The sequence below is a fragment of the Bifidobacterium sp. UTBIF-78 genome, assembly GCF_006408945.1.
In the GTDB taxonomy this organism is placed as follows: Bacteria; Actinomycetota; Actinomycetes; order Actinomycetales; family Bifidobacteriaceae; genus Bifidobacterium; species Bifidobacterium myosotis.
The window spans coordinates 1-10,775 of record NZ_JFAO01000067.1 but is presented as its reverse complement, the minus strand read 5'-3'; the positions used below and the strand labels follow the sequence as shown (position 1 = coordinate 10,775).

The 10,775-nt window shown below is 58.6% G+C and carries 10 protein-coding genes; 3 read left to right on the top strand and 7 right to left on the bottom strand.

The features are described from left to right. From BG22_RS10910 to BG22_RS10430, 3 genes are all read left to right on the top strand, one after another. A partial coding sequence (locus BG22_RS10910) for a hypothetical protein (protein ID WP_181163494.1) occupies nt 1-1,166 on the top strand: 1,166 nt, incomplete at its 5' end. 21 nt (nt 1,167-1,187) lie between these two features. Next, nucleotides 1,188-1,442: a DUF4160 domain-containing protein gene (locus tag BG22_RS11555; protein ID WP_140495369.1), complete on the top strand. Its 255-nt coding sequence runs from the start codon at nt 1,188-1,190 to the stop codon at nt 1,440-1,442. Between the two features lie 13 nt (nt 1,443-1,455). Beyond that, nucleotides 1,456-1,704 carry a DUF2442 domain-containing protein gene (locus tag BG22_RS10430; RefSeq protein WP_140495367.1) on the top strand — a complete coding sequence of 83 codons (249 nt, stop codon included), beginning with the start codon at nt 1,456-1,458 and terminating at the stop codon, nt 1,702-1,704. Nucleotides 1,705-1,958: 254 nt separating this feature from the next. Here BG22_RS10430 and BG22_RS10425 read toward each other — a convergent pair whose 3' ends face one another. From BG22_RS10425 to BG22_RS10395, 7 genes are all read right to left on the bottom strand, one after another. After that, on the bottom strand, nt 1,959-3,008 hold the full coding sequence (locus BG22_RS10425; protein ID WP_140495365.1) for a zinc-dependent alcohol dehydrogenase family protein: 1,050 nt from the start codon (nt 3,006-3,008) through the stop codon (nt 1,959-1,961). Between the two features lie 362 nt (nt 3,009-3,370). Further along, nucleotides 3,371-4,105 (bottom strand): DUF4391 domain-containing protein, encoded by a 735-nt coding sequence (locus BG22_RS10420; RefSeq protein WP_258186342.1) that lies wholly within the window; start codon nt 4,103-4,105, stop codon nt 3,371-3,373. 518 nt (nt 4,106-4,623) lie between these two features. Then, nucleotides 4,624-5,823 carry an elongation factor Tu gene (tuf, locus tag BG22_RS10415; protein ID WP_140495363.1) on the bottom strand — a complete coding sequence of 400 codons (1,200 nt, stop codon included), beginning with the start codon at nt 5,821-5,823 and terminating at the stop codon, nt 4,624-4,626. A 172-nt stretch (nt 5,824-5,995) separates the two neighbouring features. Next, a complete protein-coding gene (gene fusA / locus BG22_RS10410; protein WP_140495361.1) occupies nt 5,996-8,119 on the bottom strand; it encodes an elongation factor G in 2,124 nt (707 codons plus the stop codon). A gap of 24 nt (nt 8,120-8,143) precedes the next feature. Next, nucleotides 8,144-8,614: a 30S ribosomal protein S7 gene (rpsG, locus tag BG22_RS10405; protein ID WP_094667337.1), complete on the bottom strand. Its 471-nt coding sequence runs from the start codon at nt 8,612-8,614 to the stop codon at nt 8,144-8,146. A 5-nt stretch (nt 8,615-8,619) separates the two neighbouring features. Next, the gene (rpsL, locus tag BG22_RS10400; protein ID WP_094667405.1) at nt 8,620-8,991 is read right to left on the bottom strand and encodes a 30S ribosomal protein S12; all 372 of its coding nucleotides are present in this window, start codon (nt 8,989-8,991) and stop codon (nt 8,620-8,622) included. A 727-nt stretch (nt 8,992-9,718) separates the two neighbouring features. Next, on the bottom strand, nt 9,719-10,775 hold a 1,057-nt coding region (locus BG22_RS10395; RefSeq protein ID WP_140495359.1), incomplete at its 5' end, for a bile acid:sodium symporter family protein.

Here is a 10,775-nt window from a genome sequence, read left to right as displayed (position 1 = left end):
ATATTTACCTGCCTCTCGACACTGCGGCCACACAGCTGTTTGACGTACTCGACAACATCGAGCCCTTAGGAGAAGATGGGTTCCGCCTACTGTGGATACCCGCAGAACGCGGTCCGATCACGGCCTTCGGCCACTACGACGAGCTGTATGAAGACGGCGAGTATCAGACTTATCAGGAATTCGAGCAATCCTGGCTAAGCTCCTATCCAGATGAAACCGTCTGGTACAAAATCACCTGTACTGAATATGACGATTGCCGGCATCTATTCATCAACGGACGTTTCTGCATTCGTTTTGCCAACGACGACCATGCCGACAATCCCGAATATTATGTTCCATTAATGAACTGGCTGATGCGTGGTGCGCAATACTGCGTTATCCGATGTAAAGACGATTCGTACAACACCATTATTCGTGAAAAACTCCCATTTGACATGAGAACAGGAACAATCCTTCGCCGCGACGTATGGGATATATTCCCTGAGAATAGAGAACTTTTCCTCAATGGCATCCACGCTGAAGACATCCTACGATTCACTCAATTGTTCTCATCACTAGAAGAAGGAACCGTACTTAATAAGAAACTACCCACACTGACTTCAGGAGAATATTTTAAAGCCTGCATGCTTGGATATGAAGCGAGTGGATACGCATGCCCAAAGATGGACGCCACGCCGCTTGACTGGTGTATCAAATACGCAGACTTTCGACATCACGGATTACGTGATCTTGATCAGAACTCACCCGAAGATTTCGAAGCATGGATGGACAGCAAACAAGCTGAAGGCCACACATGGGAAGTCCGCCCCGGTCACGGCTTTTCATGGATGCATCTTTTCCCGCGAAAAGACGAAGGCGGATGGTCTTTCAACGTCTCAGGTGCAAATTATTGGTCGTGCATCCAAGCAATTCACTTTGCCTTAGCGCTATATGATGCTGAGCTGCCTGTTTCGGTACTTCACGCTCGGCAAATAGCTCATATGGCAAACGGCAAAGACCTTATAGGAATAGTCCCACGCTACAGACTTCCAGTGTATTGCAGTGACTTATTCCAAGACAAAGACATCATCGACTACATGCGGCTTCCCTATGAACAAAGAGACAAGATCATCAAGAAAGCACACTGGTTTGACCTTCCCACAGTCCATATCAACGCATCATCCTGATGTTTTCGACTGGAATTCGATATGCCGGAAATTTGCCGATTCAATGGAATCAGAATAACAATGGACTTTGCCGACCATGCTCCCCCACATATTCATGCCGAATATGCAGGCCATAATGCCACGTATGACCTTAGCGGCAACTCAATCGGGGCCCAGCCTTTGCCCAAAAGACAACATACAATGGTAGTCAGGTGGATTTCGAGAAGGCGTGACGAGCTTCACCACGCTTGGCTCGCAGCTTCAAACTACTCGAATCCAGGAATGATAGAACCGTGACAAGGAGTGCGCCATGAACATCGACTACTCAATCCGCGTTAACAGCGCGCAGCCGTTACCCGGTTATAGACTCAAGGTGATTTGCTCTGACGGGGCATCCGGTATTTTCGACATGTCAAAATACATAGATAAAGGTGTTTTCCGTAAACTCAACGATCCTGCGGAGTTTGCCAAGGTCAAGCTCATCTCAGGAGTACCCACCTGGCCCGGCAATATCGACATTGCCGCCGAACGTGTTCGCAGCGACATGACCACCATCTAATGGTCCGTCTCGCTAGTAATTGAGGAGTTCAGGCTCGGTCTCTCCCCCATTCAGCTTTCGGTACCAGCCCCCCTCATTAGAAAGGGTCCAACCACTCAAACAATTACGAGACGGACCACTAACATCCAGCGCCTTAAATTCCTATATTGCGTGTCGCAAGCGTCAGCATGTATGTGAAGTGTTCGTCCAACCCGCATACGTACTGACGCTTTTAGCATGTGTAACGACATTCTGTCGGCACGCACCCGCAAACCTCAGAAACGAATCAGCGACTTGATGACCTTACGCTGGTCCATCGCCTCGTAGGCGTCCTGAATATGGTCCAGGTCGAACTCGGCGGTGAACACGCGACCGGGATTGATCTCACCCTTCAGCACCGCATCGAGCAGTCCGCCTTGGATGTCATAGTGCCGCACCGGGGCCGGGCCGCCCTTGATGCCGATGTTGGCGTAGAACGTGCCCTCCGCGCTGATCTCAACGTCGTGCGGCAGACCCACACGCCCGATCACGCCACCGCGACGCACCAGTCCGATGGCCGTATCGAAGGACTGCTTGGAGCCCACGCATTCGAGCACCGCATCCGCGCCATACCCGTCCGTCATCTCCAGCACCTTGTCGATGGCGGCCTGACCGCGCTCTGGCACCACATCCGTTGCACCGAATTCACGGGCCAACGCCGCGCGATCCTCGTGACGGCTCATGGCGATGATTCGCGTGGCACCACGCATCTTGGCGGCAATCACACCGCACAGGCCCACGGCACCGTCGCCCATCACGACGGCGGTATCGCCGGACTTGACCTCGGCGGATACGGCGGCGTGATAGCCGGTGGACATCACATCGGAGATGGTCAGCAGTGACGCCAGCATCTCATCGGAGTAGTCTTCGGGCGAGCCGGGCACCTTGACCACGGTGCCATCGGCTTCCGGTACACGCAGATACTCGGCTTGGCATGCGGAGAAGTATCCGCCGTGCGGGCACACGGATTCGAATCCGGCCTTGCACACCGGGCACGTACCGCAGCTGTACGGGAACGGCACCACCACGAAATCGCCCGGCTTTACGCTCCTGACCGCAGCGCCCACTTCCTCGACCACGCCGATGGACTCATGGCCCACCTGACTGTTCGGGGTCTGCGGGGTGAGCCCGCGGAAGAACCACAGGTCCGAACCGCAGACGCAGGCACGCACCACGCGGATCACGATGTCATCATCCTGCTCCAGATGCGCCTTGGGCACCTCCCGCACAACCATCCTGCCAGGTTCCTCGAAGATCGCGGCCTTCATGGTTTCGGTCTCGCTCATGATTGTTCTCCTTGTCTACGGTCTTTGCGGTTCTTCCGCACGGCGCGGAAGCACTCCACTACAGGTTCATTCAACAACAACCGACCAGCATGCACAAATAATCATCTGACATGGCAAGATATGCCTTGCAAACATATAGACTGCCGTATCGTCACCGGTTCTTCCCTGCTCATGCACAGCGCTCCGCAGGCTGTCTGCTACAAGCGCCACACCGCACGTCATACCCCATGCCGACACAACCGGCTGGGCGGGGAGGAAAGGAGAGAACCGCAACGGCACAAACGACCATCCGACGGGCCATCAGTGGCCGTCAGCTCTCTCGCAGTTGAGCGGCGCGCTATGCGCGGCGGTACCGGCTGGCACTACCCCTCACGTAACTGGGCGAGCTGGGTCTTGGCTTTGTGCAGCTTGGCGTACAATTCGTTACGTTGTGCGGCGTTCTTCGCTCGCTGATGATCTCGGGTGATTTTGTCGATATCGGCCTCAAGCTTGGCGATCTGCGCATGGCGCGTGATACGCGCATCCAAATCGGCAACCTCAGGCGTGCCGAGAATGGTCTGTGAACACAATGACATCCACAATTCGTCGATGGTGCCGCCGGCGATCTCCAACTGACACTCCCCCGCCGGCAACCATTCGCCGGTATATACCTGATAGTTCGGCATGTGACCGGCTCGCCCCGGTTGAGCGCGACGGACCGCGAACGCGCACTCCTCACGCGTGCCGCCTTCAAACGGCACCTCCCGCACGCAGGCGAACACGATTCCGGACTTGCGCTGCGAGGCGATCAGCTCGATGACCTCGACGGGCACGGAGCCCGCCTTGCCGGTCAGCTTGAGGCCGATGACCAAAACTTCGGGTATCAATCGGCCCGGTTCGAGGCCCGTGTTGGCCGTCCTCATCAGCGAGAGCAACGTAATGGATCCGATATCGTTGGTCAGACGTTGCTTGAGCTTCGCGGAAATCGGCGTGCGTCCCACGACAGCGGCTTTCGGCAGCGTGCCTTTGGCGACGGGAATCGCTGTGGAGATCGGCAGCCCCATAGACAGGGCGGAGACGGACCCGCAATGGGCGACCTGTGCGGCGGTGACAGTCATCGGCGACCTTCCTTCCCGATTCGATGCCATGCGGTCGCCGGAAACGAGGAACATATAGGCGGCCTCGGTCGAATCGTAGCTGGGCACCACATTAGCGCATCATCGCGCGGAATGCGGCTAGGGTACCGACAATGCATCGGCAATAAAAATCGAATGCAGCTAAGAAATGAAAACGCATGGCTCTTACACGCCAAAATCGGAAGAGCCCAATGAACGTATTGCAGATACCATTTGCGCGTTGACGGCAGCCGCCGGAACGTAAGATCCCGTCTGTCCGGGTGGTTCCCATGCAAGTGCCCCCCATACTGTCCGAATGAACGCACGCCAACGTTCCTGCGGCCCCGACTTCGTGGATTCACAGACATGGCCTGCTACTGCCGCTTACGGTTGCCACCGTGACAACCGCATGCACAACAACACAACGCACATACGGAAAAGGGAATCCCCCTCCGACAACAATCTCGAAGGGGGATTCCCTTAAGTCGCTAGTTCAAGCGAAGATTCACGTCTGACGAAAATCAGGCGAGGATCTTGGTCACACGACCGGAGCCCACGGTGTGGCCACCCTCACGCACAGCGAAGGTCAGGCCCTCCTCCAAAGCGATGGGCTGAATCAGCTCAACGGTGAAGGTAGCGTGGTCGCCCGGCTGAACCATCTCGACGCCTTCCGGCAGCTCGATGACGCCGGTGACGTCGGTGGTGCGGAAGTAGAACTGCGGACGGTAGTTGGAGAAGAACGGCGAGTGACGGCCACCCTCGTCCTTGGTCAGCACGTAGACCTCACCCTCGAACTTGGTGTGCGGGGTGACGGAGCCCGGCTTGGCCAGAACCTGACCACGCTCGACGTCCGTACGGTTGATACCACGGAGCAGCAGACCGGTGTTGTCGCCAGCCTCGCAGGCGTCCATCGTCTTGTGGAAGGTCTCGATGGAGGTCACGGTGGTGGACTGGGTCGGACGAATACCGACGATCTCGACCGGGGAGTTGACGGCCAGCTGGCCACGCTCCACACGGCCGGTCACCACGGTACCACGACCGGAGATGGTGAAGACGTCCTCGATCGGCATCAGGAACGGCTTGTCAAGGTCGTGGACCGGGGTCGGGATGTACTCGTCGACAGCGTCCATGAGCTTCTTGATCTGCTCAACCCACTTCTCGTGGTCCGGAGCGTCGTCGTGCAGAGCGCCGTAGGCGGACACGCGGATGATCGGGCAGTCACGATCGAAGCCGTTCTCGTCGAGGAGGTCACGGACCTCTTCCTCAACGAGCTCGATGAGCTCCTCATCCTCGACCATGTCGCACTTGTTCAGGGCGACCAGGATCTTCGGCACACCCACCTGACGGGCGAGCAGCACGTGCTCGCGGGTCTGGGCCATCGGGCCGTCGGTGGCGGCCACAACCAGGATGGCGCCATCCATCTGGGCAGCACCGGTGATCATGTTCTTCACGAAGTCGGCGTGGCCCGGGCAGTCCACGTGAGCGTAGTGACGCTTCGCGGTCTGGTACTCGATGTGGGAGATGTTGATGGTAATACCGCGGGCGGCCTCTTCCGGAGCGGAATCGATCTGGTTGAAGTCGTACTCCGGGTTGACATCCGGGAACTCCTCGTGCAGCACCTTGGAGATGGCGGCAGTCAGGGTAGTCTTACCGTGATCGACGTGGCCGATGGTACCGATGTTAACGTGCGGCTTAGTACGCTCGTACTTTTCCTTTGCCATTACTCTTTGTCCTCCTGGACGTCTCGTGAGTTTATCCATGCATTACGCATGGGACTCGCTTATTCTACTGGGTTTCTGGGTTATGTGCCACATTGAAGAGCCAGAACCCAGTCAGCGGTACACGATTTTACCGCTGACTGGAGACACTGGCCACTTCATTGGGCAACGCGTGTCACTCGCCGCGCTGGGCCTTGATGATCTCGTCGGAGACACTCTTCGGCACCTCGGCGTAGGAGTCCATCTCCATGGTGAACATGGCGCGACCCTGGGTCTTGGAACGCAGGTCGCCGATGTAGCCGAACATCTCGGACAGCGGCACCTTGGCGTCGATGACCTTGACGCCGATGGCGTCGGTCATGGACTGGATGTTGCCACGACGCTGGTTGAGATCGCCGATGACTTCGCCCATGTACTCCTCCGGAGTACGGACCTCGACCTTCATGATCGGCTCGAGGATGACCGGCTTGGCCTTCGGAGCAGCCTCCTTGAACGCCATGGAACCGGCGATCTTGAAGGCCATTTCGGAGGAATCGACCGGGTGCATCTGACCATCGGTGACGGTGGCCTTGACACCCACGACCGGGAAGCCGGCCAGAATACCGGACTCCATGGCCTCCTTGACGCCAGCCTCGATGGACGGGATGAACTCCTGGGAGATGTGACCGCCGGTGACGGCGTTCTCGAACTCGAAGGTCTTGCCTTCCTCGGTGTCGAGCGGCTCGAAGTTCATGAGGACCTTAGCGAACTGGCCGGAACCACCGGTCTGCTTCTTGTGCGTGTACTGCTCGTTCATCACGGCCTTGCGGATGGTCTCGCGGTACGCGACCTGCGGCTTGCCCTGGTTGCACTCCACCTTGAACTCGCGACGCATACGGTCGACGATGATGTCGAGCTGGAGCTCGCCCATGCCGGCGATCAGGGTCTGGCCGGACTCTTCGTCCGTGGTGACCTGGAAGGTCGGGTCCTCTTCGGCCAGCTTGGCGAGGGCGATGCCCATCTTCTCCTGATCGGCCTTGGTCTTCGGCTCAACGGCCACCTGGATAACCGGGTCCGGGAAGGTCATGGAGTCGAGGGTGATCGGGTTGTCGATGGCGCACAGGGTGTCACCGGTGGTCACGTTCTTGAGGCCCACGAAGGTGTAGATGTTGCCGGCATCGGCCACATCCATCGGGTTCTCCTTATCGGCGTGCATCTGGAAGATCTTGCCGATACGTTCCTTCTTTTCGCGGGTGGAGTCGAGCACGGAGTCACCCGGCTTGACGGAGCCGGAGTAGACGCGCACGAACACGAGCTTGCCGTAGAACGGGTGCGTGGAGATCTTGAAGACCAGAGCCGCGAACGGATCGGTCTTGGACGGATGACGGTCGATCTCGACGGACTCATCGCCCGGCTTGTAGCCCTTGATGGCCGGCACGTCCTCAGGGGACGGCAGGTAATCGATGACTGCGTCCAGCATCGGCTGCACACCCTTGTCCTTGAAGGCGGAACCGCAGAAGACCGGGAAGGCCTGCTTGGCGATGGTCAGCTGACGCACGCCGGCGCGGATCTCTTCCTTGGTGAGGGTGCCCTCCTCGAAGAACTTGTTCATGAGCTCGTCGTTGGCTTCGGCGGCGGCTTCCACGAGCTTCTCGTGGTACTCCTCGGCCTTGTCCTTGTACTCGTCCGGAATCGGGTCCATGTTGTAGTGGGCACCCAGCTCGTCGCCGGTGTTCCAGTCATAGGCCTTCATCTCGACCAGGTCGATGACGCCGGTGAAGCTGCTCTCGGAGCCCATCGGCAGCTGCATGACGATCGGGGTAGCGCCCAGCTTCTCCCTGATGGTGTCGACGGAGTAGTAGAAGTTCGCGCCGAGCTTATCCATCTTGTTCACGAAGCAGATACGCGGCACACCGTACTTGTCGGCCTGACGCCACACGGTCTCGGACTGCGGCTCCACACCTTCCTTGCCGTCGAACACGGCGACGGCGCCATCGAGCACGCGCAGGGAGCGCTCCACCTCGGCCGTGAAGTCCACGTGGCCGGGGGTGTCGATGATGTTGATCTGGAACTTCTCGTCGGTGTCATGGGTCTGACGGTTCCAGAAGCAGGTGGTGGCGGCGGACTGAATGGTGATGCCGCGCTCCTGCTCCTGAGCCATGAAGTCCATGGTGGCGGCGCCATCGTGAACCTCACCGATCTTGTAGCTCTTGCCGGTGTAGTACAGAATACGCTCAGTAGTGGTGGTCTTACCGGCATCGATGTGGGCCATGATGCCGATGTTACGGACGTTGTGAAGGTCCGAAATCTCTTCAGCCATCGTATTTCCTTATTTCTCTCTGGATTACCAGCGGTAGTGGGCGAAGGCCTTGTTAGCCTCTGCCATCTTATGAGTATCCTCGCGACGCTTGACAGAAGCGCCGAGGCCGTTGGAGGCATCCAGAATCTCGTTGGCCAGGCGCTCGGCCATGGTCTTCTCACGACGGGCGCGGGAGAAGTCGGTCAGCCAGCGCAGCGACAGGGTGTTGGCGCGGTTCGGCTTGACCTCGACCGGCACCTGGTAGGTGGCGCCACCGACACGACGGGAGCGGACCTCGAGGGACGGACGGATGTTGTCCAGGGCGCGCTTCAGAACGGCCACCGGCTCCTGGTCGGACTTCTCCTTGACGATGTCGAGCGCGGAGTACACGATGTCCTCGGCGATCGACTTCTTGCCGTCAAGCAGGATCTTGTTGATGAGCTGCGCCACCACGGTGGAACCGTAGATCGGATCGGGCAGCACGACGTGCTTCTTGGAAGGTCCCTTACGTGACATATCTCTTACTTCGCCTTCTTTGCTCCATACAGGGAACGACCCTGCTTACGGTCCTTGACACCCTGGGTATCGAGCGCACCACGCACGATGTGGTAACGCACACCCGGCAGATCCTTCACACGGCCGCCGCGCACGAGCACGATGGAGTGCTCCTGCAGGTTGTGGCCCTCACCCGGAATGTAGGCGGTGACTTCCACGCCGGAGGACAGACGGACACGGGCGACCTTACGCAGAGCCGAGTTCGGCTTCTTCGGGGTGGTGGTGTAAACACGGGTGCACACGCCGCGGCGCAGCGGGCTTCCCTTCAGTGCCAAAGTCTTGGACTTCTTCGGCTTCGGCGAACGTCCCTTGCGGACGAGCTGTTCAATAGTAGGCAACTTGAACTCCGATTCAGTGGTTATCTTGCTTTCGTGCGACCGCCGCACTGCGCCCGCACTTTCCCTGAAACCTCCGCGGAGCGCTGTTTCACGCGCATCCGACGAATCGGAAAAGTAAGCCCAGTCCACCGGCCCGATGGCCTCCCCGTCTCCCGCGGCGCATTGCTGCGTGCGTTCATCGACACGGAGGATATCCCAACCCACATGCCTGTCACATAAGGCATGCCATTGGCACACACAAATATCTATATTACGATTCGGCCGGACAACGACGCGCCGATGCGTAGCAGCAGAGCTGCGGCCGACCGACTGCCCCGCGTCCCGTCGTTGATCATCATTTGGCTCCCCACTAGGGGAGATAGCCCGAGAAGCGGGACCAAGGAACAGGACCAAGGAGCGGTGAATCCGTCAGCGTTTTTGACGCGGGACATCGGGACATTTGTTGTCGGATTTCGACGCAAAACTGTCGGACCTCGACGGTTCAGTGTCGGTTTTCGATGGTTGGCTGTCGGATTTCGTACATATACGGTACGAAATCCGACAGTCATGCGTTGAGGTCCGACACTCAACCGTCGAAATCCGACAGCCAACCATCGAAAACCGTCAGCCTTGCGTCGAAATCCGACACTTACTCAACCCCGGGGTTCCGTGACCCCAAACGGCAAGTGCCCCCGAGGAGTCTTGTCACTCGGGGGCACCGCCAAATCTTTAGTTATTGTGAACTATATCACTTTTCCGCAGCCTTGGCCTTGTCGGCATCGAAGGCGTGTACAGCGTCGGAGCCCTTGGCGGATCCCTTCTCGCCGTTGTCGGAATCCCAGTGAATCTCGTGCTTGTCATCGTGGTTGCGCCACCAGCTGGACAGGATGGAGCCGGAGATGTTGTGCCACACGGAGAAGAACGTGGACGGCACTGCCGCGATCGGGTTGGAGGCGAAGGAGGTCAGGGCGAGAGTGGCGCCCAGAGCCGAATCCTGCATGCCGACCTCGAAGGTGATGGCCTTCTGCTGCGCGTAACGGAAGCCCTTCGGATACACCTTGTACATGAGCTTGGAGAAGCCGAAGCCCAGCGCGTAACCGGACAGGTTGTGCAGGATGACCACCGGGATGGCCATGAGGGAGGAGGCCACGAACAGCTTCGGGCCGTTGGCCGCGACCACGACGCCGATGATCAGGAGGATGGCGACCTGGGAGACGATCGGCAGCGCCACGGTGACCTTCTCTATCTTCTTACCGAAGATCATATGGCACACCACACCAAGGGCGATCGGGAAGAGCACCACCTTGACGGCGTTGAGGAACAGGGACTGCACCGGCACGGCCACATACTGGGAGGCCAGCCACTGCATCAGCAGCGGGATCATGAACGGCGCGCACAGCGTGGAGAGAATGCCGATGGAAACGTCGAGCGCCACATCACCACGGGACAGGTAGCTCATCACGTTGGAGGAGGTGCCGGACGGGCAGCAGCCCACGAGGATCACGCCCACGGCCAGCGGGCCGTCGAGGCGGAAGATCCAGCACAGCAACACGGCGATGAGCGGCATGATGACGAAGTGCGCCACGGTGCCGACGATGACCATGAGCGGCTGGGTGAGGATGCGCTTGAAGTCATCGAGCGTAAGCGTCAGGCCCATGCCGAACAGCACGATGCCCAGCATGTATCCGGTGTATGCCTTGCCCCACAGGCTCGCCTGCGGCACGAAGTAGTTGAAGACGGCCCAGACGATGACGATGACCGTGAACCATTTGGTCAGCCAGTCCGCGAAAGCCTTAACCTTTTCC

Excerpts from the sequence above, each read along its gene's own strand:
- BG22_RS11555 (WP_140495369.1), top strand. The coding sequence starts at position 1,188 with ATGCCGGAAATTTGCCGATTCAATGGAATCAGAATAACAATGGACTTT.
- BG22_RS10430 (WP_140495367.1), top strand. The coding sequence starts at position 1,456 with ATGAACATCGACTACTCAATCCGCGTTAACAGCGCGCAGCCGTTACCC.
- BG22_RS10425 (WP_140495365.1), bottom strand. The coding sequence starts at position 3,008 with ATGAGCGAGACCGAAACCATGAAGGCCGCGATCTTCGAGGAACCTGGC.
- BG22_RS10420 (WP_258186342.1), bottom strand. The coding sequence starts at position 4,105 with ATGACTGTCACCGCCGCACAGGTCGCCCATTGCGGGTCCGTCTCCGCC.
- tuf (WP_140495363.1), bottom strand. The coding sequence starts at position 5,823 with ATGGCAAAGGAAAAGTACGAGCGTACTAAGCCGCACGTTAACATCGGT.
- fusA (WP_140495361.1), bottom strand. The coding sequence starts at position 8,119 with ATGGCTGAAGAGATTTCGGACCTTCACAACGTCCGTAACATCGGCATC.
- rpsG (WP_094667337.1), bottom strand. The coding sequence starts at position 8,614 with ATGTCACGTAAGGGACCTTCCAAGAAGCACGTCGTGCTGCCCGATCCG.